20 protein-coding genes are annotated in these 26,190 nt (G+C 68.3%); 11 read left to right on the forward strand and 9 right to left on the reverse strand.

All coding sequences use genetic code 11. The features are described 5' to 3' along the window. Window positions 1–49: 49 nt before the first annotated feature. Both VV02_RS05260 and VV02_RS05265 read right to left on the reverse strand, forming a co-directional pair. Entirely contained in the window at window positions 50–1,795 is a 1,746-nt protein-coding gene (locus VV02_RS05260) for a sensor histidine kinase (protein ID WP_052590309.1), read from the reverse strand. Continuing rightward, entirely contained in the window at window positions 1,792–2,439 is a 648-nt protein-coding gene (locus VV02_RS05265) for a response regulator transcription factor (RefSeq protein WP_052590310.1), read from the reverse strand. Before VV02_RS05265 ends, VV02_RS05260 begins: the two co-directional genes overlap by 4 nt. A gap of 158 nt (window positions 2,440–2,597) precedes the next feature. Between VV02_RS05265 and VV02_RS05270 the strand changes: the two genes are divergently transcribed. Both VV02_RS05270 and VV02_RS05275 read left to right on the forward strand, forming a co-directional pair. Further along, window positions 2,598–2,972, forward strand: a complete 375-nt coding sequence (locus tag VV02_RS05270) for a hypothetical protein (protein ID WP_052590311.1) — start codon at window positions 2,598–2,600, stop codon at window positions 2,970–2,972. Between the two features lie 5 nt (window positions 2,973–2,977). Next, complete coding sequence (locus VV02_RS05275; protein WP_052590312.1) at window positions 2,978–3,289, forward strand: hypothetical protein; 312 nt, start codon at window positions 2,978–2,980, stop codon at window positions 3,287–3,289. 155 nt (window positions 3,290–3,444) lie between these two features. On the opposite strand, the gene VV02_RS05280 is transcribed toward VV02_RS05275, so the two are convergent. From VV02_RS05280 to VV02_RS05305, 6 genes are all read right to left on the reverse strand, one after another. Then, window positions 3,445–4,299 (reverse strand): SGNH/GDSL hydrolase family protein, encoded by an 855-nt coding sequence (locus tag VV02_RS05280; RefSeq protein WP_052590313.1) that lies wholly within the window; start codon window positions 4,297–4,299, stop codon window positions 3,445–3,447. A gap of 166 nt (window positions 4,300–4,465) precedes the next feature. After that, window positions 4,466–7,855 (reverse strand): GH116 family glycosyl-hydrolase, encoded by a 3,390-nt coding sequence (locus VV02_RS05285; protein WP_052590314.1) that lies wholly within the window; start codon window positions 7,853–7,855, stop codon window positions 4,466–4,468. After that, complete coding sequence (locus tag VV02_RS05290; protein ID WP_052590315.1) at window positions 7,852–8,463, reverse strand: RbsD/FucU domain-containing protein; 612 nt, start codon at window positions 8,461–8,463, stop codon at window positions 7,852–7,854. Before VV02_RS05290 ends, VV02_RS05285 begins: the two co-directional genes overlap by 4 nt. A 168-nt stretch (window positions 8,464–8,631) precedes the next feature. After that, window positions 8,632–9,522 carry an SGNH/GDSL hydrolase family protein gene (locus tag VV02_RS05295; RefSeq protein ID WP_169787642.1) on the reverse strand — a complete coding sequence of 297 codons (891 nt, stop codon included), beginning with the start codon at window positions 9,520–9,522 and terminating at the stop codon, window positions 8,632–8,634. Between the two features lie 52 nt (window positions 9,523–9,574). After that, window positions 9,575–11,107 carry a beta-N-acetylhexosaminidase gene (locus VV02_RS05300; protein WP_052590317.1) on the reverse strand — a complete coding sequence of 511 codons (1,533 nt, stop codon included), beginning with the start codon at window positions 11,105–11,107 and terminating at the stop codon, window positions 9,575–9,577. A gap of 3 nt (window positions 11,108–11,110) precedes the next feature. Continuing rightward, window positions 11,111–11,863: an esterase/lipase family protein gene (locus VV02_RS05305; RefSeq protein ID WP_052590318.1), complete on the reverse strand. Its 753-nt coding sequence runs from the start codon at window positions 11,861–11,863 to the stop codon at window positions 11,111–11,113. Window positions 11,864–12,006: 143 nt separating this feature from the next. Here VV02_RS05305 and VV02_RS05310 point away from each other — a divergent pair, with 143 nt between their 5' ends. The 3 genes from VV02_RS05310 (at window position 12,007) to VV02_RS05320 (ending at window position 16,187) form a co-directional block, all read left to right on the forward strand. Further along, window positions 12,007–13,278, forward strand: a complete 1,272-nt coding sequence (locus VV02_RS05310; protein ID WP_083449929.1) for a PucR family transcriptional regulator — start codon at window positions 12,007–12,009, stop codon at window positions 13,276–13,278. 118 nt (window positions 13,279–13,396) lie between these two features. Next, window positions 13,397–14,101: an alpha/beta fold hydrolase gene (locus VV02_RS05315; RefSeq protein WP_052590320.1), complete on the forward strand. Its 705-nt coding sequence runs from the start codon at window positions 13,397–13,399 to the stop codon at window positions 14,099–14,101. Window positions 14,102–14,186: 85 nt separating this feature from the next. Further along, a complete protein-coding gene (locus VV02_RS05320; RefSeq protein WP_083449931.1) occupies window positions 14,187–16,187 on the forward strand; it encodes a LuxR C-terminal-related transcriptional regulator in 2,001 nt (666 codons plus the stop codon). Here the strand turns inward: VV02_RS05320 and VV02_RS05325 are convergent. Further along, window positions 16,182–16,931 (reverse strand): PaaX family transcriptional regulator C-terminal domain-containing protein, encoded by a 750-nt coding sequence (locus tag VV02_RS05325; RefSeq protein ID WP_052596570.1) that lies wholly within the window; start codon window positions 16,929–16,931, stop codon window positions 16,182–16,184. The two genes, VV02_RS05320 and VV02_RS05325, sit on opposite strands and share 6 nt — an antisense overlap. 58 nt (window positions 16,932–16,989) lie before the next feature. On the opposite strand from VV02_RS05325, the gene VV02_RS05330 reads away from it, so the two are divergent. The 6 genes from VV02_RS05330 (at window position 16,990) to VV02_RS05355 (ending at window position 26,181) form a co-directional block, all read left to right on the forward strand. After that, on the forward strand, window positions 16,990–18,618 hold the full coding sequence (locus VV02_RS05330; RefSeq protein WP_052590322.1) for an acyl-CoA dehydrogenase family protein: 1,629 nt from the start codon (window positions 16,990–16,992) through the stop codon (window positions 18,616–18,618). Further along, complete coding sequence (locus tag VV02_RS05335; RefSeq protein ID WP_052590323.1) at window positions 18,618–19,382, forward strand: crotonase/enoyl-CoA hydratase family protein; 765 nt, start codon at window positions 18,618–18,620, stop codon at window positions 19,380–19,382. Before VV02_RS05330 ends, VV02_RS05335 begins: the two co-directional genes overlap by 1 nt. A gap of 264 nt (window positions 19,383–19,646) precedes the next feature. Further along, a complete protein-coding gene (locus VV02_RS05340; protein WP_052590324.1) occupies window positions 19,647–21,191 on the forward strand; it encodes a PLL family lectin in 1,545 nt (514 codons plus the stop codon). Window positions 21,192–21,228: 37 nt separating this feature from the next. Next, complete coding sequence (locus VV02_RS05345; RefSeq protein ID WP_157063279.1) at window positions 21,229–22,869, forward strand: phage tail tip lysozyme; 1,641 nt, start codon at window positions 21,229–21,231, stop codon at window positions 22,867–22,869. Further along, the gene (locus VV02_RS05350) at window positions 22,869–24,905 is read left to right on the forward strand and encodes a DUF8189 domain-containing protein (protein WP_052596572.1); all 2,037 of its coding nucleotides are present in this window, start codon (window positions 22,869–22,871) and stop codon (window positions 24,903–24,905) included. Before VV02_RS05345 ends, VV02_RS05350 begins: the two co-directional genes overlap by 1 nt. 463 nt (window positions 24,906–25,368) lie before the next feature. Then, the gene (locus VV02_RS05355; protein WP_052590326.1) at window positions 25,369–26,181 is read left to right on the forward strand and encodes a class I SAM-dependent methyltransferase; all 813 of its coding nucleotides are present in this window, start codon (window positions 25,369–25,371) and stop codon (window positions 26,179–26,181) included. The last annotated feature ends 9 nt before the right edge of the window (window positions 26,182–26,190 follow it).

A 26,190-nucleotide genomic window follows, 5' to 3' on the forward strand; every position in this document is an offset into this window, starting at 1 on the left:
TGACGCACTTGTAACACGGTCAGACTCGGAAGACGCAGTCTCTTGGTGCTCAGCCCGGGAGCGGGAGGACGGCCCGCACCAGTCCGCCGTCGGGTGTCGGCGTGGCCGTGAGCTGCCCGCCGACCTCGGCGGCGCGTTCGCGCATGGACGCCAGACCCACGCCCGCCGTCCAGGGCGAGGCGTCGGGTCCGTGGTCACGGATCTCGATCGTGAGGTGCCCGTCGAGACAGACCAGGAGCACCCCGGCCCGGTCGCTGCCACTGTGCCGGGCCACGTTGCGAAGGCCCTCCACGACGATGCGATAGGCGGCGACCTCGACGGCCGCGGGCAGCCGCAGGTCTTCGGCTGTCATGGTCACCAGCAGCGGCTGACCATCCGCGACTCGCAGCGTGTCGGCCTGCTGCCTCAGCGCCCGAATCAAGCCCAGCTCGTCGAGAGCGGGCGGGCGCATCCCGTAGACCAGCTGACGGATCTCCTCGATGGCGGTCCCGGTCTCGGCGCGCAGGGCGGCCAGCAGCTCTTCGGCGCGCGCGGGGTTGGCCCGCACGCTGTTGCGCGCTGCATCCGATGTGAAGGCAATGCCGGACAGCCGTGGCCCCAGACCGTCGTGCAGGTCCCGCCGCAACCGTCGCCGTTCCTCCTCGAGAGCCGTCACGGTCTGCCCGCGCGAGTGATGGAGGTCCGTGGCGAGCGCCCGAGCGCGCAGTGTCTGGGCCAGCAGTGGCGCGACCAGGGACAGCACGTGCTCATCCCCACTCGACAGCGTGAGGTCACCGGCGCGCAGCCCGACGACCAGCTCGCCGCCCGCGTCGCCCACCGAGAGCGGCAACGTCCGCGTGTGCGTGACGGGTGCTCCGGTGACGGCGACCTCATCGTCGCCGACTCGCAGGCTGGCGTACGGCAGGACCAGCGCCTCCCGGATCGCGCGCAGGGCGAGCACCGGGTCGTCGCCGATCTGGCCGGCGACCTGGGTGGCCGCTCCCAGAGGATCGGGACGCGCACCGAAGAGCAGCTCGTCGACGACGCCGCGCAGCACAACGCGCAGCGGATGGAAGGTCGTCGCGACGATCGCGCCGAGCACGGCCATGACGCCGACCGGTGGGGGTGAGTCGCTGCCCAGCACCTCCAGGAGCGACTCGATGCTGACGTACATCGAGATGTACGCGATGAAGACGACGGCCAGCACGACGACCTGCACGATCAAGCCGCGGACGTCGACCACATCGGGCCGCGAGACGCCGACGTACATCGCTATCGGGACGACGACCAACACGGCTACCGAGATCGTCCCGCCCACGGTGCTGGGGATGAGGAAGGACGCGAAACCGGCGACCAGTCCGGCCGCGCCACCGGCCAGCGCCGGCCACAGGAGCGTACGCCGGGTCTCGCGATCAGCGCGTTCGATCCTCCACCAGGTGTGGGCGATGAGAGCCAACGCAGTCGTGAATCCCATTGCGGTTGTTACGGATTCGTTGGACCACTGGACGGTGGCCAAGACGCCCGCGCCGGAGATGACACAGAGCGCGACAAAGTCGACGGGATGACGCCAAGCCGTCCGGGGATACGTGGTGACCGCTAGCGGGAACAGGAGCGCGGCCGCACAGGTCAGCAGGGCGCGGCCGGGATCTTCGTGGTCGGTGGCGTCGAGCACCGCTCCGGCGATAGCCACGCACCCTGCGCAGACGAGGAGGATCGCGGAGGTGCGGGCGCGTCGTACGACCAGCATGGCGAGCCCGCTCGCCAGGGACGAGACACCGAGCGCGGCGATCGCGACCAGGGCGGCGTACGGGATCACGGCTCGCGCCCCAGCCCACCCTCGCGGGCCCGGATGATCGCTGCCGTCCGGTCGGCGACCTCAAGCTTGGCGAAGATGTTGGTCAGGTGGTTGCTCACCGTCTTGGGTGACAGGAAGAGCTCCTGGGCGATGGCCGCCGTACGCCGACCGCCCGCCAGCAGGTCGAGGATCTCGCGTTCGCGATCGGTCAGCTCAGGGAAGGCAGTGGCCGCCGGGACGGGCGGCGTCGCGAAGTAGCCGAGCACGTGAGCGGCGACGCCCGGCCCGAAGATCACCTCGCCGGCCGCGACGGCTCGGATGGCCCGGACGATCTCGTCCTGCTCCGCGCCCTTGAGGAGGTAGCCGCGCGCGCCGGCCTGCATCGCAGTGAAGACCGTGGCGTCGTCGTCGTACATCGTGAGGACGAGCACCGCCGTCCCGGGGACCTGGGCCCGGATCCGACGGGTCGCCTCCACGCCGTCGAGGCCGGGCATCCGCACATCCATCAGCACCACGTCCGGCTGCAGCAGCTGGACCTCGCGAACGGCGGCCTCACCATCGGCGGCCTCGCCGACCACCTCGAGCCCGTCGAGAGTGCCGATCAGCGCGCGGAGGCCACCACGCACCACCGGGTGGTCATCGGCCAGCACGATCCGCAGGGCCATGTCCTCATGATGGGTGCGATCGGTCCTGCGTGAACCAGGAATGTGTTCCCTGGCCATCGGGACAGGGAGGACGATGGAGGGGCAGGTCGCACCTGGCTCCAGGAATGCGATCGGCCGGACGGTGAGGGTCCAACGTCACCGCACAGGAGGCCAACACCATGAACGTCCACTCCAGCCGACAACGGATCGGCCTGATCCTCGCCGGCGTACTCAGCGTCCTGAACATCCCGAGCGCCTTCACACCGACACCGGACGGTGAGACCGGTCCGCCACTCGCCATCCTCGTGCTCAGCAGCGTCCTCGGACTCATCGGCATCGTCGCCGTCGTGATCGCCTGGCGGCAGGGCAGCAGGGTCGCCCTGCGCGTCGCCGCCGGCACGCTGATCGTCAGCGCGCTGACCTCGTTGCCGGCGTTCTTCGTCGACGTCCCGGCGTGGATCAAGCTCCTTGCCGGAGTCTCGGTCCTGGTGTCGATCGCGGCCGTCGCGCTGATGTTCTCGCCCGCCCGCCGCTCCGTGCCGGTCCTGGACTGATCGCCATGATCGCCGCCGTCACCGTTCTGCTGGCTTTCCCACTGGGATATTTCCTGCGGTCGCACCTCGCGGCCAACACGACGTACGCCATCGCCTACCTCTGGGCGTTCGTCTTCCAGACGCTCTACCTGCTGCTCGACTCACTCGACGGCGGGGACGCGCCGGCCTTCGATAAGGGAGAGTTCCCGACGTCGTACGGCGCGGTGGCCCTGGCCATCTTCGCGGTCGGTTTCGGGATGGTTGCCGCGGGCCGCTGGGTGCGCGAGCGCCGCACCGTACGACCCCGCCAGCACACGGCGTCATCGCTGGTCGAGTAGCCGGATCCCTAGCCCCTTCCCGCCGGTCGAGTAGCCGGAGCGCTAGCGGAGGCGTATCGAGACCAGGTGCACACGGGCACCTGGTCTCGATACGTCTCGCGCCAGGGCGCTCGCCTACTCGACCGGCGCTCGCCTACTCGACCGGCGATGGACGCTCAGAGGCCGGCCTGCGCGAGTGCGGCGTTGGCCATGCCTTGCTCGCCGAGGGCATTCGGGTGGACGGGGACGAACTGCGTTGTGAACAGCAGCGGCTCGACCCATCGCACACCCGGTGCCTGGCACGCGTCATGTCCGGCGGATGCCGCGGACAGGTCGACGTACGTCGATCCCGTCGCGCCGGCCGCGCGACTCACCGCACTGTTGAGGGTCGCTTGCAGGTTGCGCAGGTAGGGGACGTCGCCGCTCGCGATCGGCAGCTGCGGGAAGCAGCCGCCCTTGGCCGGCGTGATCCACGGGTAGCCGGAGATGACGACCTTGGCAGCCGGCGCCTTCGCCTTGATGGCCTGCAGACCCTTGACCAGCGCCGGGTAGGTCTTCTCGTTGATCGCCTTGGTGAAGGTGTCGCCGTAGAGCTTCGTGCACGGGTTGCCCTGGCCGGCGGTCGCGATGCCGGCGCTCCCGCACGCGAGGATCGCGCTGATGAACGTGTTGTTGTCGTTGCCGCCCATGGTCAGCGTGACGACGTCGGTGTCGGCGGCGACGGCGTCGAGCTGGGGTGCCATGCCGGGGTACTGACCGGCGTAGAAGTCCTTGGTCTGGGCACCGCCGCAGCTCACGTCGGTCAGCTGGTAGCCCTTCGTCGCCGCGACATCGTGCGCCCAGTTCTTGGTCGACTGAGCACACAGTGGGTTGATGCCGGACGACAGCGGGAGGACTCCGGACCCGGCGCTGTAGCTGTCGCCGAGGTTGACGTACTTCACCGGATCGGCGGCGTCCGCGATCGAGGTCGTGGCGGCGACGAGAGCGGCGGCGGCCAGACCGATCGAGGCGAGGCGGGCGTACGAGTGCATGACATCTCCTTGGGAGGCGAGGGGGACCTGCAGGAGCTACGCGTCAGTAAGTTAGCGGCCCTGTGACCTGGATCACGTCAGAGCACCTCAAAGACTTGGTCATGCGTGCAACCACGAACGGCCCAGACCGAGGAGGTCTGGGCCGTTCGCCGGTCATGCGACGTGATCAGTACCGCAGCTGCACCCGCAGCTCCTGGCCCTGCCGGACCGCAACGGGCCGCGGCAGCTGGATCGTCGCGGTCGTCCCGGCGGTGGTGACCGATGCGCCAGCGACCTTCGGGTCCGCGCCGACCAGGCTGACCTGGCGCGTGCCGGCGGGAACCGACAGCGTCAGACGTTGCACGGTCAGCTCGCCGTGCCTGACCTTGATGCTGTCGCTCTGCGTACGGCCCGAACGCTTCTGCGCGAACGTGCCCCACGACTGACCGGTGGAGAAGAACGACCGATGGTCCTGCGGCTTCCACGTCGGCTGGAACGTGATGGCCCGGTCCGGACCGCTGAAGGCGAAGCCTTGCGCGCCGGTCAGGAGCGACCAGGACGACAGGGTTCGCGCGTAGTACTTGCCGCACTCGTCGTCGCCGAACGGGCTCCCGGTGCCGTCGCCGGTGGAGCAGGGCTCCATGTCGATGTACGGGCCCGTGCGAGCGTGGCCGTCGTAGCGATCGCTGATCGCCTTGACGACCCCGAGCCCTTCAGCGGTCTGGCCCCGCTGCAGCATGAGCCCGGCCGCGGAGTACTCGAACCCGGACATCAGCTCGTCGTAGTAGAGCGGGGTGTTGGACGGCTGGTCCTTGCTCGGCCAGGTGATCATCTGCAGCCCGGCATCGGTCTCCAGGGCGTACTGCCGGAACTGGTGACTGTTGTTGTAGCCCGAGTAGGGCGTGTCCCCGAGCAGGTTGTCCTTGAAGTTGTTCGTGAAGAGCGACTTCGCGGCCTGGTCGGTGTGCTTGGTGTCGTAGATGTCGCCGAGCCCGAGCTGCGTGGACCACCACTGGCCGAGCAGCATGTCGATCTCCGAGCCGTTGCCGTACGACGCGCCCTCGCCGTTGTTGATCTCGGTGTAGTACGACCCGTTGAAGTACTTCTTCTCACCGGTCTTACGTCCGTGGTCGTAGATCGAGCCGTACGACGTCGCGGTGTCTCCCTCACCGACGGCCTCCGCCATCTTTTGCGCCGCATGGACGGATGCGAGGTACATCGATCCGAGCCACGAACCGTCCCCGGTCTCGCCGCCGTCCAGCGTCGTGTTGAAGGTGCCGGTCAGGATGCCGACGTGATCGGTGTCGCCGTGCCCGATGACGTAGTCCATGGCCCTCTTGATCGTCGGCCAATTCCGTTGCAACCAGGCCTTGTCCGTCGTCTGGTAGGTCCGGTACGCCGACAGGATGACGCCGGTCTGGCCGTCCATGGTGAAGGTGCTGTCGCCGTTGAACCGCATCGGGATGAGGCCCGCACTGTCGGCGTTGTCGAGCCACTGCTCGGTCCATCGACGACCGACCTCCGGCCAGAGCCAGGCCTGCGCCTGGGCGTAGTGGAAGACGTGGGTCGGCATGCCCGGGCAGCAGCCCCAGCCCTCACGTCCGCCGAAGAAGCCGTTCTTGGCCCACCAGACCGACGGCGAGTGCAGCACCGACGTGGCGGCCGAGACCCGGTCGATCAGGTAGCGCGGCAGGTTCGAGTCGTACAGCGCATCGTGATAGCCCTGCGTGTCACCGAGGAGCCGGTCGTAGTTGCCGAGGACGTACGACGACACGTCGTCCGCGGACGTCCACCAGTTCTCGTACTGACGGCCCTCGCCGCCGTTGTAGTTCTGCGCATTCGGGAAGTGCCAGCTGAGCGCGACCGGCACGACGACCTGCTGGCCCGGCTTGAGGTTGACCCGCACGGAGAGGGCGCCGTCGACGGTGGTCCGTGGTGCCGGGCTGCTCGCCGTGGCAGGCCCGGTGAGCACGCCGTCCTTGTCGAAGTCGGACCGCAAGGAAGAGGACGAGTCCCACGAGGCCGTGGACGACACGTCGTCGCCCAGGGCCGTGAGCGTCATGCTGCCTCCGCCGCGGCCGGTCATGCTCAGGCTGGTCCAGCGACCCTTGGCGCCCGTGCCGGTTCGTACGGCGGTGCGGTTGTCGCCGTACCCGTCGACCTCGCGGCTGTTGGCGCCACCGATCGTGTCGTACCCGTTGAATCCCACAGCGTTCTGCTGAGCGGCGAGCAAGGACACCGAGACCGGCTTGTTGCTCGGGTTCTTGAGCGTGAACTTGTATACGGCAGTGGGGATTGCCGAGTCCTTCGTGTTGCCCGGGATCATCGGGTTGACGACGTCCTCGGACACGGTGACGGGCAGGCTGCGGTCGGTGAAGTCGTAGCCCAGCTGCGGGTACTCGCCCTGCTGGGTGAGCGACGTCATGCCGGGGAAGCTCCCGACTGCCGTGGTCTGAAGGGCTCGGGTGACCGGAGCGGCCCCGGCGGCCTGGGCGCGCACCGAGAAGAAGCTGTTGGGCACCCGTCCCTTGGTGTAGGTGTCCGGGGTGTTGTGCCACTTGTTGGACTGAAGCTGCCCGAGGTTGTTGAAGATCCACCAGGTCGGACGTGCGCCGGTGCCGTCGTGCACGATGCCCGCCGAGCCGAGCGGACCGACGGCGAAGCGGGTGTCGCTGAGGTGATCGCCGCTGTAGGTGGCCGGCTTGCCCTTCGCCGTGAGGTCGACGTATGGACGGGCGAGGGTGAGGATCGCCTCGGACTGAGCACCGTCCGGGTCCAGTGCGGTGATGCGGTAGAAGTACGTGCGGTCGGCTTTGGCCGACCGGTCGGTGAAGGACGTACTCGTCGCGACAGCCAGCCGTCGGTACGGGCCCTCGATCGCATCAGCACGCTCGATCGCGTACCGAGTGGTCTTCGGGTCCGGTGCGGCGGTCCATCGCAGGACGACGGCATCCGAATTCCGTTGCACGCGAGGGGCCGTCGCCGCTGGCGGCACGTTCGCGCGTACGGCATCGAGCGTGACGTGACCCCAGCCTCCGGTCGACTTGTCGACGACCTTGAGGACGACCTGCTGGCCGACCAGCTCGGTGGCGTCGAGGGTGCGGTAGGCCATCACCTCCGAGTCGTTGCCGTGGGCTCGTACGACCTCGTTCCCACATCCGTCGGGCGCGCTGGCCGAGTAGGTGCACAGCGCGACGTACGTGTTGGCGCCAGAGCCGCCGCCGACGAGCATCGAGACCGAGGGGCGCGACACCGTGAAGGGCGCCGACGTCACCGTGCCGGTGTACGCGTCGTCGGCCGAGCCGGTCGCCGTCTCCAGCGTCGACAGGAACCAGCGCCCTTCCTTGAGGTACGGCCGAGGCGAGTTGTGGTACGCCGCCCGGTCCGTGACCAGATGCCCGAAACTCCCTGCGGTTACTCGCCATCCGGCTGGCAGGGCCCCACTCTCGAAGCCTTCGATGAAGGGAGTGGTCGTCGTCTCTGCGGCTGACGACGCGATCCCCAGGAGTCCCGTAGAGGCAACGGTCGCACCTGTGATCGCGAACGCCAGCGCGGTGCGAGTGAGTCGCGCCCTCACTGGCCCTGCTCCATCAGCTTGCGCAGCTCAGTCTCGCGCTGCGGGTCCCAGTACTTCGCGTCCAGCTCGAAGAACACGGACGTGTACGGCAACGTCATGGTGGTCTTCAGGACGATCACGTTGAACTGCTTGCCCGCGGTGTCGAGCTTGCTGATCAGGTCCGCGTGCAGGACCGGCTTGACCTCCTGGCTGCCCAAGATCTTCTTCAGGTCCGCGCGGTAGGACGTGATGCCGGGAGCGGACTTCTCGGGGACGTACGACAGCTCCTTGTCGACCTGTACGTGCGGCTTGACGTGCTTCTGCTGGTCCAGCAGCGCGACGACGTCGCGCACGACCTGGGCCTGCCCGGCGTTCGTGACGATCGTCGTCACGCCGGCGCTGGTCTGCTGCGGGTACGCCGAGTCGGCGACGACGATCCAGTTGCGGTGACCGAGTGAGGGCAGAGCCTGGGTCAGCTGACGCTTCCAGCTCTGCTGGTGGGTCGGGTGGGAGGAGGTTGTGCTGGGGCCTGGGGTGGTCGAGCCCTCGGCGGTCGCGAGCGTTCCGGTGGCGAGCAGGGCGACCGCGGCGAGGGGAGCGGCGACCTTGAGGGCGTTGCGAGTCTGCATGGCTAGAACTCCGATGTTTGACGGTCAAGACGGGCGTCTCGGGCGCAAAACGGGGATGCAGCGGCGTGCTTAGCGCCCATACATCGGAGGACTGTAGCGTGATGTGGACCACAGCGGGAAGCAACTGTTATCGATCACAACGGACGGAAACGTCCGCCGGTCAGCGGGTCAGCGCGTCCTCACGGCGGCCAGGAGGGCATCGGCCAAGCCCTGCTCGCCTCTCGCGTTGGGATGCAGCACCGACGCCGGTGCGGCCGGGATGAGTGGTTCGATCCATCTCTGCGCAGGGGCCTGACACGGATCGTGGCCGATGCTCGGTGTGTACGTGTCGACGTAGGTCACGTGATGGGCTGCTGCTCGAGCGGCCAGCACGCCGTTCAGGCGCTTGAAGCTGTTGCGGAGGTACTGCGTGTCCGAGGGCGTCACGGGTACGAGCGGCCAGCACCCGCCACCCGCGGCCGGGAAGATCGCCGGGTACCCGACGACGAAGATCCGCGCGTGCGGGGCCTTCGTCCTCACCGCAGAGATCACCCGATCGAACTTCGGTGCCGTGGCATCGATGCGCAGGGCAATCTGGTCGACGCCGTCCTTGACGTAGTGGTCCTGACATGGCGAGCCGATCGGGAAGAGGCTGACACAGGCGCCCATCAGCTCACTCGTCTTGATGTCATTGGCTCCGAACCCGATGCTCACCATGGTGGCGTCTGCGGTCACGGCCGCCAGCTGTGGTGGAGCGGTGCCGAGCACGACCCCGTCGGTGACCTGGGGCGCGAAGACGTGGTCGGTCGCCGCACTGCTGCAGCCCACATCCTTGAGCGTGATCGACAAGGCGGCGGCGACCCGATGCGGGTAGTTGCCGTCCGTCTGGAGGCAGCCTGGCGTGTGCGAGGTCAGCGTGCCGACGAAGGGTCCGGCGACGTACGAATCACCTAGTGCGACATAGCGGCCCGCTGCGTCCTCGCGTGATCCGGTGCCCGCGACGGCGGCTGGTGTGCTCACGGCACTCGCGAGGGCGACTGCAGCAGCCATCAACCCGATACGGCGGCGGCCGCTGGTCACGCGTGTTCTGTGCGGCATGGGTCGGCCCTCTCGCGATGTGATGGGGCCCCGCTCAGTCGGGAGCGTGGCCGACGGCGTTGATATTGGTGATGAACGAGGCGTACAGCCAGGGGTGCTTCGTGCCCAACGTCTTCTGTGCCATGACCTGCAGCCGATGGAACAACGCCTCTTCGATCTGGGTCTCGGTCTGCGGTGCGGGGTCATCGCACCAGAGGGCGAGGCGGGAGCCGAGGTTCTTGCTCTCGTCCTCGGGCCGCAGGCGTGAACCGTCGACTGAGAGAGCGGCATCCCAGGTGTCGTACATGACGGCGGGGTGGGTGTTGAACGGTGAGGCCCAGCCGCCGAGGGTGTAGTTCGTCGGGGTGAAGGGCACGTTCATGACGGTGTGGCCCTGATCGACCAGCTGCTGGAGGCTGTACGCCGGCCCGAACCACGGTGGAGGGCCGCTCCTGGACCAGTGCTCGATCACGATGTCGGTGTCTACCTTGATCGTGGCACCGCCGGGAGCCATTCCGTCGTTCCACGCATGCGCCGTCTTGCCGTGCGCGCGCACGATGGCGTTCGCCCAGTTGAAGTAGCCGTGGTAGGTGTCCTTGCCGGTGGCATTCGGGCCGAACTTCGTTCTCGCGTAAGCCTGTAGCTGGGGGTAGTCGTCGTAGTTCGTGACGTACTCGTCCGCGCCGATGTGCCAGTACTTGCCGGGGAACATCGGCAGGAACTCGCGCATCAGGTCGCCCATGAGGTCGTACGCAGCGGGCTTGGACAGGTCGATCAGCTCAGGCGCCACAGTCCCGCTCTTGCTGACCAGCCGCAGCTCGGGGTGAGCATCGAGGATCGGGGTCAGGTGCGCGGGGAAGTCCAGCTCGGGCCGGATCCGCACGTTGTAGCGGTCGGCGTAGGCGATGAGGTCGCGCATCTCGGCCTGCGTGTAGTGCTGCGGCGACACGACTTCCGGGTGGGTGGTGCTCTCCAGCCGCATGCCGTTGACGTCGTTGAGATGGAGGTGCAGGTAGTTGAGCTTGAGATAGGAGATCTCGCGAATCTGCCTGCGCAAGAAGGGAATCGAGAGGAACTTCCGTCCGGTGTCGACCAGCAGGCCGCGTTCCGGGTACGACGGCCAGTCGGTGGCCGTGCCACCAGCCACCGTCCAGCCCTGCCGCAGCCACTGCAGCACCGAGCGGGAGCCGTAGAACACGCCTGAACGCTCGGGGGCGGTGACCTTCAGGATGGGACCGGACGCCACGCGGTGGCGCTCGCTCGACGATGACCCGGCCACGGCGCCGAGGCCGAGCAGGATGTCCCCAGGTCTGGCATCGCCGACTGTCGTGCTGACGGGGACACCGGTGACGGTGCGCAGGTCGGCGGCGAAATCCGTTGCCAACCGGGACAGCTCGGCTTCATCCGCCCGGGCGATGACCACCCTTGTGCCCTGACCGAAGGCGTACGGCGAAGGGCCCGCGGTCCACTGCCGCAGGACCGGCAAGGTGGTCGGGGCCGCCACGGCCGCGGCCGCCGTCCTCACCCCGATCGGGGCAAGGACGGCCGATCCGGCCAGGCTCAGTGCAGCTCGCCGAGACAGCTTCATGGATCAGATGGCGAAGCAGTTCATCTGCACGGGCTTGTTGGCCAGGGCATCCATCACACCGTCGGCGATGGTGCCGTCGAGGGCGGAGAGCTGATGCTCCACGAAGCGCAGGGGGCACTGGTCCTGAAGCAGGATGTTGGTTGCGCCGTCCTTCAGCTTGGCGTTGTCGATCGGCACGACGACCTCGTCCCAGCTGCTGCGGAACGTCGTGTACTTGACCGACCCGATGGTGTCGCTACCGGCGTTCAGGTCGTTGAGGAAGTCGGAGCCGATGGCCATCTGCTCGCACGACACGAGTCCGACGCAGTTGAGGATCTTGGCCCAGTTCGCTCTGTTGGTGCCGTAGTTCGGCCCCGCGACCGTGACGAGATGGTCGACCTTGGCGTCGCCTCCGAGGGACTTCACGTAGTACCGGCTGGTCAGGGAGCCCATGGACAGCCCCACGAGGTCGACCTTGGTGGCTCCGGTCTCCTTGAGCACCTTGTCGACCATGACTCCGAGGTCCTGGGCCCCGACCGTGATGTCACCGGTGCCGCTGTCGCGGCTCGCGGCGGTGTAGTACGCCTTGGTGCCGTTGGCCTGGAGACGGGCCGCCAGCGGCAGACCGCCGATCGCGGGGGAGCTGAATCCGGCGACCACGATCACCGGGTTGGCTGCGGCCACAGGCTGGGCGGCGGCGGTCGCACCTCCGGCCATCGCCAGGCTGCCGGCTGCGACGCCCGTGATCATGCCGCTGGTGATGAGGCTCTTCAACATGGGAATCACCATGTCTTTCGCTCGGGGACGCGATGTCTCGCGATGGCGCCGGCCAGGGGAAGGGTGGTCGACGTACCGTAAGTGAACCGTGCACAGGGAACGATCGACATACTGGCGGGTCACATTGGCTAGATTGACCAGGCATGACCGGTCGCGTGTGTGATACGTCACAAATGCTCAGCGATGCTGTGGTCGCAAGTGAGTCCGTACGGCTCCTGCGAGAGTCGCGCGAAGCCTTGTCCCTGGGCACGCTGAACGAGCTCGTCCGCGAGATGCCCGAGTACAGCGCGCTCACCGATGAGCAGCTGTACGGCGACGTCCTGGCGGTGTGCCGAACCTGCATCGACACCTTCGTCGATGCGTTCCTGTCCGACGGCGGCATCGCCAATGTGCATCTGGTGACCCTGCGCCGCTCGGCCGCCCATGCTGCGGCCGACGGGGTCCCGATGGCGGAGATGATGCGCGTCTACCACCTCGCTGTTCGCACAGCGATCCAGTTCTCGGGCGACCGTCCACGGGCGAACCCCCAGGACACCCTCGCGCTCGCCAAGAGCGGCATGGTGTTCCTCGAGCTCGTGACGACCACGCTGGCCGAGGGCTACGCGGAGGCCCGCGAGCTGGCCGTTGATGATGCTCAGGAGGCTCGAATCAGGTTGGGGATGGACCTGATCGAGAACAAGGACGAGGGCCAGGTGCGGGAGAGTGCGGTCCGCGCGGGAGTCGATCTGGCCGGCGAGTACGCCGTGATCGCCGTCGGACTGCCGTCCGCGCAGGTCGGAGCTGCAGTGCGTGCCTCCGACGAGGTGCGTCAACGCGTGCTTGCGGCCCGGGACCTGCGACGGCTGTGCAAGGACGCCCTGCCCCTCCTGGGCACCAACGCGCTGTGGGTGCCTCGCGGACAGGGCGCACTCGTCCTCGTCCCGCTCGATCACGGTGGACTCACCTGGGATGCGGCTCTTGCGCAGCTCAGGGAAACGCTGGGCGCACGGCACCAGGACATGCACGCGGGAGTGGTCCGCAGCGAATGGCCGTGCGACACCTTCGCCGAGGCTGCACGGATGGCGTCGCGCATCCGCGACGTCGCCCGGGACAGCCGTCGCGCTGCGGGACTGTACGAGCTCGCCGACGTGGCATGGGAGCTCCAGCTCTCTCACTCCGGCCCAGCCCAGTCGGCTCTCGCAGAGCTGGTCGCGCCCGTCCTGGAGCGGCCGGACCTCGTCGAGACGCTCGATGCCTACGTGACCTTCGATGGCCACCGCACGCGTTGCGCTCGGGCCCTCGGGGTGCACCCCAACACGGTCGACAACCGTCTGGCGCGCATCGCCGATCTGACGGACCGCGACCCCACGCGGCCGGGTGATCTCGCGTTCTTGGTCGCGGCGGTCACGGCCAGTCGGCTCGTGCGCCGAACCTGACGCGCCGTTGCAAGCAGATCGCAAGCATCCGCCAGATGGCGGATGACTCCGACGTTCATCCGGCGTGTGCTGGACCTCCGAGCTCGGGCACGGCCCGGGCCCCGTCGAAGGAGTTGTCGTGAAGCGCATTGCATTCGGCCTGTTGTCCTTGTCCTGCGTGGCCGCACTGTCCGCTCAGAGCGCGTCGGCGCAGACCACCGAGTCGGCGGCCGCCGCCCAGAACCCGGTGATCTTCGTGCACGGCTACGGCGGTGCAGCGGACGACGTCTCGGCGATCAAGCAGTCGTTCCTCGACGCCGGATACAGCGCTGATCAGATCCACTCGCTCGACTTCCCGAACGAGCAGGTCAACGAGACCACGGCCCAGCAGCTGTCGACCACGGTGAACTCGGTGCTCACCCAGAGCGGGGCGAGCAAAGTCGATGTCATCGGCTTCTCGATGGGCAGCCTGAGCTCGCGCTACTACCTGAAGAACCTCGGTGGCACGGCCAAGGTCGAGCACTTCGCGAGCATCGCCGGGGCGAACCACGGCACGGCCTCCGCCAACTGGTGCTGGATCATCACCTCGGACAAGGCGTGCCCGCAGATGGCGCCCGGATCCACCTTTCTGAAGAATCTGAACGCTGACGACGAAACGCCGGGAACCACAACGCAGTACGCCACCTGGGCCTCGCACAGCGACGGCACCATCTCCCCGCCGGAGTCGATTCAGCTCGAGGGTGCAGCCAACCACTGGACGGCGGAGGACACCGATCACGTTGGCACCCTGACGAATCCGGCTGTGCAGCGTGACGTCATCGCGTTCTTCGGCGCCGCCGGCTGAGGTCATCCGCTCGCCCAAGGAGCGGGGGCCAACTGGTCGGCTGCTCTCGCCCACCGCCACAGGCCGGCCTGCCCAGAATGGGTGGATGGCCGAACCCGCTGCGTCGCAACGACTCCGGGCATCGCCAGTCCGTGGGGCGGAGATCGCCTCGCGGCGACCGGCGATGCCTGCGGTCGTGGCCGGCCTGGTCGCGCTGGGCCCAGAAGCCGATGTCGATGAGCTCGGACGGCTGCTCGACCTGCCGGTGCATGTCGTGGTGCGAGACCTGTCGGTCCTGGTTCGCGACGGCATCGTGTGGCGGGAAGCGACAGGTTGGGTGGTCGCCGACGCGGGCCGCGACGACACCGCTGTGGACGCGGTGGTGCCGGCTCTGGCCTCGCGGGCGTCCCGGCTCATCGACGCGTCCGGCGCGCCACCGCCTCGGGTCGCGCGAGCTCTGCAGCGGGCGGCGACGTCAGACGACGAGTGGTCACGTCTGTGGCTCGCGAAGCACGCCGCAGAGCTGGTTGGGCAGGAGCCCGAGCTCGTGCGGAATCTCCTTGAGCGACTCCGCCTCGATCGTGAAGAGCCCGGGGTGCGAACAGCTCTCGCGCGCGCCTATTTGTGGTGCGGCAATCTCCCCTCTGCGATGGCTCAGGCACGGATCGTCGAGCGAACGGCTGCCCTCTATGAGGAACGTGCCGCCGCCTGTCTGGTCGAGGCTTTGGCCGCCCTGACCGCCGGCGACGCCGCGACCGGGCTTGCGACAGCCCGACGGGCGCGCGCCATGGGCGTCGGCGGCGCCCTGGGCGACCGGCTCGCCGTGCTCGAGGCGCAGTGCTGCACGATGGCCGCTGACCTCGACGGAGCGAGGGCGCTGATGGCCGATCTTCGGCGCACTGCCGATCCGATGACGACGCTTTGTCTCCACAACCTCGACGCCGTGCACCACTACCTCGACGGGGATCAGGAGGCTGCGCTCCATCGGCTGGCCGAGGCGGAGGACCTGGAGTCAGTGGTGACCGACCCTGGTCAGCGAGCACTCACGCTCCTGCTGCGTCTCGTGTGCTCTGAGTCTGCGACCGATCTGTCTTCCACGCTCGATGAGGCCGGACCGCTCACCGCGAGACTCGGCGGCACGTGGTCGTCGTGGTACGACCTCGCCAGGGCCCTCGTCGACCTACGCGAACAGTCCTGGGCTTCAGTGGATCTCGGCCCTGCGCTCGAGCGTGCAGGTCGCGGCATGGCGCGCCCGCTACACGCTCTGGCGGCGCAGGTCGCGCTGCATCAGGGCGACGTCGCCACCTTCCAGAAGCACTCCGAGGTCTCGGAGTCACACGCTCAGGATGCGGTCGGTATCGCTGCCTTCTACGAAGGACTTTCGGTCACCTGCCGGATCCTGGCGGCGGAACTGGCTGACCGCCCCGAGGAGATGCTGGAGCAGGTCCGGGCTCTGGTGGACGGCACGTACGGGGTGGTTGCCCAGCACGCCATCAATGAGTTGATGCCCTCCTTGGTGCGGGTCGCCGTACGTGCGCACGACGTCGCCCTGGCCGAACGCGTACTACACATAGCGGAGCACGAGCGCAACGTTCGCCATCGTGGAGTGAGCGCCGAATTCGCTTATGCGCGAGCACTTCTCAGTGGAGATGCTGACGATCTTGCCGCCGCTTTCGTTGGCCAGGCCGACGCCGGTTCCCGCCTGCTCGCGGCCAGGTGTGCCGAGGACGCCGTAGTGGCGCTGGTCGCGTCGGAGCGACTTGGCGAGGCCCGCGAGATCGTTGAGCGGATGCGCGACGAGCTGGACGCGTACAACCTCCATGGCGTGGCGCAACGGCTCCAGGCGGCGGTTCGTCAGGCTGGCGTGCGGCTCGGCACCCGTGGCACGCAGTCGCGTCGAGGTACCTCCGGCTGGACCAGCCTGACTGAGGCAGAGCGACGAGTCGCCGTGCTGGTCGCGGAGGGCGGTACCAACCCTGAGATCGCTCGGCAGCTGTACGTCTCGCCACGCACGGTGCAGACGCACGTCTCGAAAATCCTCACCAAGCTCGGTCTCACCTCGCGTGTCGAGATCGCCACTGCGGCCCTCAGACGACTGTCGTCATGATCGCGGCGCGGCGTTGGCCGCGGCCCGCAGATCGCCCTGGTAACCGGCGTACGCCGCCCGCAGCTCGGCGCCCGGCCAGTCGGTCGGCAGGAGCGCGGCCGGCAGCAGCGGGTCTGTCGTCAGGTGGCGGACGAGCTGGGCGGCCACGGCGAGCCGCTCGGCGGGCTCATGGGTGCGGGCCAACCTCGCGAGGAGCGCCCGCCCGTCGGTCGCCCAGCCGGGAAGATCCCATAGCCGACCGACCAGGTCTGCCGCGTCGTCGGGCGTGGCGCGAAAGGTGGTGAGCACCGGGTCATCGGCGTACGACGTCGGCCGGCTCAGGTTGGCCGGCCGGGTCCACACGCCCTCGCGGAGCTCGGTCAGCCGCGCATCGGTGAGCCGGTCGCGGAGGGCGGCGCGTTCGGGGCCGGAGCGCCCGGCGATCACGATGACAGCCATCTCCCAGTCGCCGGCCCACGGGGTCTCCGCGTCCTCAACGGCTGCATCCTGGCGCCGTTGTCGCGCGACAAGGCGCTCGCCGAGCACGTAGTCCGGCCCGTCTCTGCGCAGGTCACCCGCGGCCACGGCGCGGGTGAGCGCGACCCGGAGCGTGGCGGCCGCGATACCGACGTGCTCCGCCGCGCGGGTCAACTGGCGGGCCGTCATCCGGTCAGGGTGCGAGCCGAGCAGCAGGCTGAGCGCGACGGATCGGGCGCTCAGCGGTGGCGGCTCGGTCGAGGGAGAGGTGCGGTCGGCGTACGGCACGGTCGTGACCCTGCCATGCAACACTTCTAGACACAACTGTTGGCAGAACTGTAACGTCATGAGCATGACGCATGAGGTGCTCAACCAGGTCCCACCGCTCGTCGGTCACAGCACCGCGCAGGACCCTGCGCTGCTCGAGGGGCTGCGTCGTGAGGGCGCGGCCTGGGCGATCGACGAGGTCGAGGATCTGGGGCGGCTGGCCGCCACGGCGCAGGCGCAGGAGTGGGGGCGGCTCGCTGAGCGCCACCAGCCGCGCCTGCTGACGCACGATCGCTACGGCCATCGGATCGACGAGGTCGAGTACGTCCCCGCCTACCACTCCCTCATGGAGACGGCCGTCTCGCACGGGCTGCACGCCGCACCCTGGGCCGACGACCGGCCGGGTGCGCACGTCGCTCGCGCAGCCAAGTTCATGGTCTGGTCCGTCGATGCCGGGCACGGCTGTCCGATCTCGATGACGTACGCCGTCGTCCCGGCTCTGCGCGCGAATCCTGAGCTGTCCCAACAGTTTGAGCCGCTGCTGACCAATCGCGAGTACGACTTCGGGCTGCGCGACCCGGCGACGAAGCGCGGCTTGATCGCCGGGATGTCGATGACCGAGAAACAGGGCGGATCGGACGTCCGTGCCAACACCACGACGGCGACGCCGACGGGCGATGGCACCTACGCGTTGGACGGTCACAAGTGGTTCACGTCCGCGCCGATGTCGGACATGTTCCTCACGCTGGCGCAGGCGCCCGGCGGGCTGTCGTGCTTCCTCGTGCCGCGGGTCCTGCCGGGCGGTTCGCTGAACGCGATGCGGTTGATGCGGTTGAAGGAGAAGCTCGGCAACCACTCCAACGCCTCCGCCGAGATCGAGTACGACCAGGCGATCGGCTGGCTCGTGGGGGAGGAGGGGCGCGGCGTACGCACCATCGTCGAGATGGTCAACATGACGCGGCTCGACTGTGTGATCGGCACATCGGCGGGGATGCGGACGGCCCTCGTCCAGGCGGCGCATCACGCTCGGCACCGGTCGGCGTTCGGTAAGCCACTGATCGATCAGCCGCTGATGCGCAACGTGCTGGCCGACCTGGCAATCGAGTCGGAGGCCGCGACCACTGCGATGCTGCGGCTGGCTGGCGCGAATGACCGTGCAGTGCAAGGGGATTCGCAGGAAGCCGCGCTCCGCCGGATTGCCCTCGCCGTGACGAAATACTACGTCTGCAAGCGCGGCCCGTCGCAGGCGGTCGAGGCGTTGGAGTGCCTAGGCGGCAACGGCTACATCGAGGACTCCGATCTGCCGCGGATCTACCGCGAGCTGCCGCTGCTGTCCATCTGGGAGGGGTCGGGCAACGTTGCTGCCCTGGACGCGCTGAGGGCGCTCGCCAAGGAGCCACAAACGCTCGATGCCTATTTCGCGGAGGTCGAACAGGCCTCTGGTGAATCACGATTCGACGATGCGCTGACGCGGCTCAAGAAGGAGCTGACCTCGTTCGACGACCTCGAGCTGCGAGCTCGGCGGGTCGCGGAGCTGATGGCGCTGGTCTTCCAGGGATCGCTCCTCCTTCGGCATGCACCTGCCGCAGTGGCGGACGCGTTCTGCGCGTCACGGCTGGCTCGCGACTGGGGCGGAGCGTTCGGCACCCTGCCGGCCGGCCTCGACCTGGCCCCCATCATCGACCGCGCCCTGGTCGAAGTCCCCTGATGGCACTGGATATTCGCGACATCGGCGCGGTGCGAGTCATCACGATCAACCGACCCGAGGTCCGCAACGCGATCGACACCAAGCATGCCCAGGCGCTGTACGACGCGTTCCGCGCGTTCGATGTCGACGAGGCGGCGAAGGTCGCCGTGCTCACGGGTTCGGACAGCACGTTCTGCGCCGGAGCGGACCTCAAGGCTGTGAGCAGCGGGACGATGCGTGCTGACCCGCCGGGCGACGAAGGTCCGGCGCCGATGGGACCGACTCGTCTCATGCTGTCGAAGCCGGTGATCGCTGCCGTGGAGGGTCATGTCGTTGCGGGTGGGCTGGAGCTCGCGCTCTGGTGCGATCTGAGGGTCGCGGACCCCACGGCGGTCTTCGGCGTCTTCTGCCGCCGCTGGGGCGTACCTCTCATCGACGGAGGCACCGTCCGCCTGCCACGGCTGATCGGACAGTCGCGGGCCCTTGACCTGATTCTCACCGGCCGCGCTGTCGATGCCGACGAAGCGTTCCAGATCGGCCTCGCCAACCGGGTGAGTGCGCCCGGCCGGGCACTGGACGAGGCGGTCGCTCTCGCCGAGCAGCTGGCCGCCTTCCCCCAGGCGTGCCTTCGCAGCGACCGGCAGTCGGCCTACGGCCAGGCAGGCCAACCACTCGAGGAGGCGATGGTCACCGAGTGGTCGCACGGAGCGCAGGTCCTGCGCGACGCCGTTGCCGGAGCCGGCCGGTTCTCCGCCGGTGAGGGTCGTCACGGCACCTTTGCCTAGGCCGCTGGATACCCAGGAGACTGCTGTTATTTATTTACATAGGGCCAAACTGAAAGAATAGAATTTACCCAGCACTGGCCGATCCTTTACTTTCTTGGGGTATCAGGCGCCGCGCGCTGACTTCTACGGTGCTCGTGATCCCGAGTCGTCGGGACGACACCGTTGCTACGGGGGCCATCTGGCCGCAGCGGTTCATCGTCCGGACGCCACCCAGCGGGCTCGTTCACGCGCTGCCCCTGTGCAGCCATCTCGAAAGGTCTTTCGATGGACGCTGCCCGACTCACGATGCCCCGGAGGCTGTGGCCGATGCTGATGGCTGCGCTGTTGTCGATACCGCTGCTGCTCGCAGGCCCGTCCGCGACGACTGCGAGCGCGGACTCCGTCCTCGACGGCCCCATCACGAGAGCCGAGATCATCGCCCGCGCTCAGTACTGGGTCGACCACCAGCCGGGGCCGTACGACCAGGAGGGCTGGTCGCCCGGCCCGGGCGATGGGCACAGCTACCGCCGGGACTGCTCGGGTTACGTCTCGATGGCGTGGCACCTCGACCAGAGCCCGAACACGCAGGGTCTGCCGGGCTACTCACACGAGATCAGCCGCGCCGACCTCAAGCCCGGCGACATCCTGAACTCCTTCTACAACCACGTGCTGCTCTTCCACCGGTGGCTCGATGACCAGGGCAACTTCGAGTACTACTCGTTCGGCGCTACCCCTGTGGGGCACTACCGGGCCAACATCAATGACGCCCAGTTCGACGACCATCCGAACAGTGAGTACAAGGCGCTGCGCTACAACAAGGTCCTCGAGGACGGCCCGTCGGTCGGACCCTCCCCGGCCGAGGCCGGCAAGGTCGTGTCCGCCCGCTCGGCCGATGGTCGACTTGAAGCGTTCGCGGCGGGTGCCGATGGTGTGTGGCACGCGTGGCAGACGGCGGTCAACGGTGGCTGGTCCAGCTGGCAGAGCGTGGGTGGCCCGAAGAACGCGCAGCTGTCCATCGCCCGCAACGCGGACGGCCGGCTCGAGCTCTTCGCAGTGTCGAACGGGTCGATGGATCACCTCTTCCAGACTCAGGTCAGCGGTGGCTGGGGCTCGTGGGAGAACTTCGGGACTGGTGGTGACTACGTCGCCGCGGGCAACAACGCCGACGGCCGGCTCGAGGTGTTCGCGTCCAACGCGAACGGCGTGTTCCACAAGTGGCAGACGGGCGCGACGACGTGGTCGGACTGGGCGGGCCTGGCCGGTCCGGCGTCGGCTCGGCTCCAGCTGGAGTCATCCGTGGACGGCCGTCTCGAGGTCTTCGCGCTGAGCGGTACGACGTTCGGTCACCTCTTCCAGAACGCGCCCAACGGCAACTTCGGCGCCTGGGAGAACTTCGGCACCGGCGGTCACGACGTGAGCGTCGACCACAACTCCGACGGCCGGCTCGAGGTCTACGCGTCCAACGCCAACGGCGTCTTCCACCGCTGGCAGACCAGTGCCACGGAGTGGTCGGACTGGGCCGGCACGGGCGGCGGTCCGGCGAACGCCGAGCTGAGCTCCACGCGTACAGGAGACGGTCGGGTCGAGGTGTTCGCGATGAACGGCCAGACCGCTCAGCACATGTGGCAGAAGGCTCCCAACCAGGAGTTCAACCCCTGGGCCGACTTCGGCGGGCCGGGCACTGAGGTCAACGCGGTGAACAACGCCGACGGTCGGATGGAGGTCTTCGGCACCTCGTCCGCGGGCGTGTTCCACAAGTGGCAGACGGGCGCGGAGAGCTGGTCGGACTGGGCCTGGCTCGCCGACACCGCCGGCCCTGGGATCAGCTGACATGCGCTCGTACCGGACCCTTGGCAAGGAGAACCTGATGAATCGCACTGCTGTCTCTACTGATTCGCATCGGATGCTGTGGCGCGCGCTGGTTGTCCTCGTCGTGGGGATGTGCGCGTTCGCGATGTCGGCCTCGCTGGCGATCGGTCCCGCGCAGGCAGACGGCAAGGTCCGACCGCGGACCATCAAGGGCAACAGCAAGGGCATGAGCCCGAACAACGGCTCGACGCACCCTGCGCTGGTCGCGAGCAACGAGGAGACGGCCTTCCGTTACTTCGTGAGCAAGGGACTGAGCGACGTGCAGGCGGCCGGCATCATCGGCAACCTGGTCCAGGAGTCCGGCGTCGATCCGACTGCGGTGCAGAACCCGTCGTTCGGCGGACGCGGCATCGCCCAGTGGGAGCTCAACGCTCGCTGGGACTCCGAGACCAACAACAACATGGTCTGGTGGGCGAGGTCGCACGGGCAGGACGAGTGGACGCTGGGGCCGCAGCTCGACTTCACCTGGTACGAGCTGGAGAACTTCCCCGGCTACGGGCTGGGGGGTCTGCGAGCGGCGACCACGATCGCGGACGCCACGATCGTCTTCCAGGACAAGTTCGAGGGCTGCGGACAGTGCGAGCAGCAGACCCGCATCAACTACGCGCAGGCCGCGTACGACAAGTACGCCGGTGGCAGTACGCCGACTGCCGGACCCTCCCTCGCGGAGGCAGGCAAGGTCGTGTCCGCTCGCTCGGCGGACGGTCGGTTGGAGACGTTCGCAGCGGGTGCTGACGGTGTGTGGCATGCCTGGCAGACGGCGGTCAACGGTGGCTGGTCCGGCTGGCAGAGCGTGGGTGGCCCGAAGAACGCACAGCTGTCGATCGCGCGCAACGGCGATGGTCGGCTGGAGCTGTTCGCGTTGTCGAACGGGTCGATGGATCACCTCTTCCAGACTCAGGTCAGCGGTGCGTGGGGGTCGTGGGAGAACTTCGGCACCGGCGGGTCCTACGTCGCGGCGGGCAACAACGCGGACGGCCGGCTCGAGGTGTTCGCCTCCAACGCCAACGGCGTGTTCCACAAGTGGCAGACCGGCTTTTCGACCTGGTCCGAATGGACTGGTGTGAGTGGCCCGGCGTCCGCGAGGCTGCAGGTAGAGACCTCTCCCGACGGCCGCATGGAGGTGTTCGCCTTGTCCGGCTCGACGTTTGGTCACCTCTTCCAGAACGCGCCTAACGGCACCTGGGGTGAGTGGGAGAACTTCGGCACGGGCGGCCATGACTTGAGCGTCGACCACAACTCCGACGGCCGGCTCGAGGTCTACGCCTCCAACGCGAACGGTGTCTTCCACAAGTGGCAGACGAGCCCGACGACCTGGTCCGACTGGGCCGGCACGGGCGGCGGTCCGGCGAACGCCGAGCTGAGCTCCACGCGTACGGGCGATGGTCGGGTCGAGGTGTTCGCGATGAACGGCACCACGGCTCAGCACATGTGGCAGAAGGCCCCGAACCAGGAGTTCAACCCGTGGGCCGACTTCGGTGGGCCGGGCACTGAGGTCAACGCGGTGAACAACGCTGACGGCCGGATGGAGGTCTTCGGCACCTCGTCCGCGGGCGTGTTCCACAAGTGGCAGACGGGCGCGGAGAGCTGGTCGGACTGGGCCTGGCTCGCCGACACGGCCGGCCCGGGAATCAGCTGATGGTCGATCTGTCGCGGCGGGCACTGCTCCAGGGTGGAGCGGGTCTCGTCGCGGCCGCGGCGACGCCGTGGACCCAGGCGAGCGGTCATCGTACGACTGGTGTCTCGGCCGATGACCTCCGCTGGGCAGGATGCGGCGAGTGGCAGCACGTCTTCGACCCGTCGCTGCCGGGCACACCGCGATATCTCAATGACCACACCGTGTTTCGAGCGGCGGACGGCCAGTGGCATCTGATCAGCATCGTCGGCAACCTGGCACCGGCCGGCCAGTTCCCGGACGGCGGCAAGGAGATCACGCTGGCGCACGCGACGGCACCAGCCGTTCGTGGGCCGTGGACCGCCCAGCCCGACGCGCTGACGCTCGACCCGGACTACTACGGCGAGCAGCACCTCTGGGCGCCGTTCGTCGTGGCCGATGCGGGGACGTACTACATGTTCTACGCCGCGGGCGGCAGCAACGGATGCGCGATCAACCTCGCGACGTCGAGCGACCTGGTCACCTGGACACGTTCGCCGGACGGGCCGCTGTTCCGTGGTGTGGTCGCGCGTGACCCGATGGTGCTGCGGGTCGGCGACCAATGGGTCATGTACTACACCGAGGTGCAGCTGTCGGACCATCGCCACACGGTCGCCTACCGCACGTCCAGCGACCTGCGCCACTGGTCGGCGCCGGGCACGGTCCTCGTCGACCCGATCACGGACGCCTCTCCGTCGGTGACCGAGTCGCCGTACGTCGTCGCCGAAAATGGTTGGTACTACTTGTTTCTCGGGCCACGCAACGGATACGTCGGCACCGACGTGTTCCGTAGTCGCGACCCACTCTCGTTCAGCATCGACAACTGGGCCGGTCACCTGCCCGGTCACGCCGTCGAGATCGTGCAGGACGACGGCGTGTGGCTCGCCACGGCTGCCGGCAGCTTCGAGCACGGGCTGCTCGTCGCGGATCTGCAGTGGCACGAGCAGTCCATCGGCTGGCAGTCGCCCGAGAACCCTGTCGCGGGCGTTGGCGTCGATGGTCGGCTGCACGTGTTCGCCCTCTCCAAGCAGAACCGGTCTCTGCTGCACCGCGTGCAGACCGATCCGGCACACGACACCTGGTCCGAATGGGAGACGTTCGGCGGACCTGCCGGCGCCGTACCCACGCTCGCGACCAACACCGACGGTCGGCTCGAGGTGTTCTCCCTCGCCGCAGGGGCGGTCGCCATCGACCATCGGGTTCAGCGGGCCGACGGCACGTGGGAGGACTGGGAGGCCGGCTTCGGCGGACCTGCCGGCGCCGCACCGGCGGTCGCGCGCAATGCCGACGGCCGACTCGAGCTGTACGCCATGGGTCCCGGCGGCGCGTACGTCGCCCAACGCGTCCAGTCCAGCCCCGGCTCGCGTACCTGGCAGCCGTGGGTCGGCAACTTCACCGGCCCGGTCGGAGCACCGCCGGTCGTCGGCACCAACGCCGACGGTCGGCTCGAGGTGTTCGTGCTGCGGCCGGGCGGTGCGCGGATCGATCACCGCTGGCAGAACCAGCCCAATGGCAGCACTGACTGGAGTGTGTGGGAGCAGTTCGGGACAGCGGCCGGTGCGGCGCCGCGCGTCGCGCGGGACGGCAGCGGTCGGCTCACGGTGACGGCGCTCGCGCCGGTAGGCACGGGCGCGTTCAGCCGGACGCAGTCCAGCCCCAGCGGTGGTTGGGCCGACTGGCGCTGGATGGCCTCGTGGTCGCTCGCCTCACCGGCCGTGGCCGCTCTCGGGGATGGTCGTCTCTCGGCCGCCTCGACTGACCCAGCAGGCGAACGCGTAGTGATGTCAACGCAATCCGCGCCAGGAGCCGACTGGTCGTCCGAGGTCGACCTTGGCTCGATGAGCGAGCAGTGGGCTGCGACGCCGACGATCGTCACGGACTCGAAGGGTCGGTCTCACCTGTTGGGCGTGACGATCGCGGGTGCGCTGCAGCGGCGCGTCCTGGTCGGCTCGGGCGGCTGGTCGGCCTGGACGTCCTTCGGCACCGGCATCGCCCCAGTCCCCACCAGCTCACCCACCTGACCCGAACCCACTCGCTGGTCGAGTAGCCGGAGCGCTAGCGGAGGCGTATCGAGACCCGGCGACCACACGGGAGACTCAGCCTTCGCGGTCGCCGGGTCTCGATACGGCTCGCCCTTGGGGCTCGCCTACTCGACCAGCGGGGTACGGCGTGTCGCGCCCCGGACGCAAGGGCGTGCCGGAAGAAGCTCAACCTGGTTGCGGACACCTACAACGTAGTTGTACTTCTCTACGGACCCTTGCCCTCGGCTCCTCGGGGAGACTCAGCGTTCGCGTACGCCGATGGTTGCGTCCCTCTGCCCTCCGACTCTGTAGCCACATCACTCGCGAAACCCCGTCAAGAGTGGGCCACAACCCTGACCGGTGGCCCATCACTGGGTGGGCCACCGGCGACGTATCGGAGCCACTCTCCGGGGCTCGCCTCCGCGCCCGGCGCCCGGCCGGTTGCGCATGGCAGGGTGGCGGGATGGGCGATGAGCTGACGGTGGAGCGGGCGAGGTCTTTCGAGCAGGGCGCGACGGCGTACGAACGGTTCCGCCCGGAGTTCCCCGAGGCGATGTTCGACGATGTGGTCCGCCTGGCGGGCGATCGCCTCCAGGACCGGGTGCTCGAGGTCGGCGCCGGCACCGGCCGGGCGACGTTGCCGCTCGCGCGGCGTGGCGCGCGCATCCACGTGGTCGAGCCGTCAGCGGACATGCTGCGCGTGCTCGCCGAGCGACTCCAGACGGAGGGTCTGGCCGACCTCGTCACGACGCAGCAGGCCACGTTCGAGGACGTCGACGCCAGCGATGGGACCTACGGCGTGATGGTCGCCGCGCAGTCGTTCCACTGGGCTGACGCCGCCACGCGATGGGAGCGTCTGGCCTCGGTCCTCGGGTCAGACGGGCTCGGGTTCCTGTGCTGGAACGGTTGGCACGTTGACCCAGATCGCCACAACACCAACGAGATTCAAGCGATCTATGCCGAGCACGGCGCAGGACTCACCTCCGATGTGGACGACCACCGTTCGGGTCCGGGTTGGGCCGAGCTCGAGGTCGAGGCCAAGCCGTGGATGGAGATCGTCGAGCCCAAGACGTACGAGTGGGACTGGAGCATGCCGACCGACGACTACTTCGCTTTGCTGACCACGACGTCGCAGTACGCCATCGCACCGTCGGAGGATCGCGCGCGACTCTTCGATGCCCTGCGTCCCGTCCTCGGCGAGACCGTCTCCCTCAGTGGCCGCACCCTCCTCCTCGCCGTCCGCCCAGTCGGACACGGACCTCGACTGGTGTCGTAGGGCCGACCT

This window comes from Luteipulveratus mongoliensis, from assembly GCF_001190945.1.
GTDB classification, from domain to species: Bacteria; Actinomycetota; Actinomycetes; order Actinomycetales; family Dermatophilaceae; genus Luteipulveratus; species Luteipulveratus mongoliensis.

Bases quoted from the DNA above. Each gene is read 5' to 3' on its own strand.
- VV02_RS05275 (WP_052590312.1), top strand. From the start codon at position 2,978: ATGATCGCCGCCGTCACCGTTCTGCTGGCTTTCCCACTGGGATATTTC.
- VV02_RS05300 (WP_052590317.1), bottom strand. From the start codon at position 11,107: ATGAAGCTGTCTCGGCGAGCTGCACTGAGCCTGGCCGGATCGGCCGTC.
- VV02_RS05265 (WP_052590310.1), bottom strand. From the start codon at position 2,439: ATGGCCCTGCGGATCGTGCTGGCCGATGACCACCCGGTGGTGCGTGGT.
- VV02_RS05305 (WP_052590318.1), bottom strand. From the start codon at position 11,863: ATGTTGAAGAGCCTCATCACCAGCGGCATGATCACGGGCGTCGCAGCC.
- VV02_RS05355 (WP_052590326.1), top strand. From the start codon at position 25,369: ATGGGCGATGAGCTGACGGTGGAGCGGGCGAGGTCTTTCGAGCAGGGC.
- VV02_RS05335 (WP_052590323.1), top strand. From the start codon at position 18,618: ATGGCACTGGATATTCGCGACATCGGCGCGGTGCGAGTCATCACGATC.
- VV02_RS05350 (WP_052596572.1), top strand. From the start codon at position 22,869: ATGGTCGATCTGTCGCGGCGGGCACTGCTCCAGGGTGGAGCGGGTCTC.
- VV02_RS05320 (WP_083449931.1), top strand. From the start codon at position 14,187: ATGGCCGAACCCGCTGCGTCGCAACGACTCCGGGCATCGCCAGTCCGT.
- VV02_RS05280 (WP_052590313.1), bottom strand. From the start codon at position 4,299: ATGCACTCGTACGCCCGCCTCGCCTCGATCGGTCTGGCCGCCGCCGCT.
- VV02_RS05270 (WP_052590311.1), top strand. From the start codon at position 2,598: ATGAACGTCCACTCCAGCCGACAACGGATCGGCCTGATCCTCGCCGGC.
- VV02_RS05290 (WP_052590315.1), bottom strand. From the start codon at position 8,463: ATGCAGACTCGCAACGCCCTCAAGGTCGCCGCTCCCCTCGCCGCGGTC.
- VV02_RS05345 (WP_157063279.1), top strand. From the start codon at position 21,229: ATGAATCGCACTGCTGTCTCTACTGATTCGCATCGGATGCTGTGGCGC.
- VV02_RS05340 (WP_052590324.1), top strand. From the start codon at position 19,647: ATGGACGCTGCCCGACTCACGATGCCCCGGAGGCTGTGGCCGATGCTG.
- VV02_RS05310 (WP_083449929.1), top strand. From the start codon at position 12,007: ATGACCGGTCGCGTGTGTGATACGTCACAAATGCTCAGCGATGCTGTG.
- VV02_RS05330 (WP_052590322.1), top strand. From the start codon at position 16,990: ATGAGCATGACGCATGAGGTGCTCAACCAGGTCCCACCGCTCGTCGGT.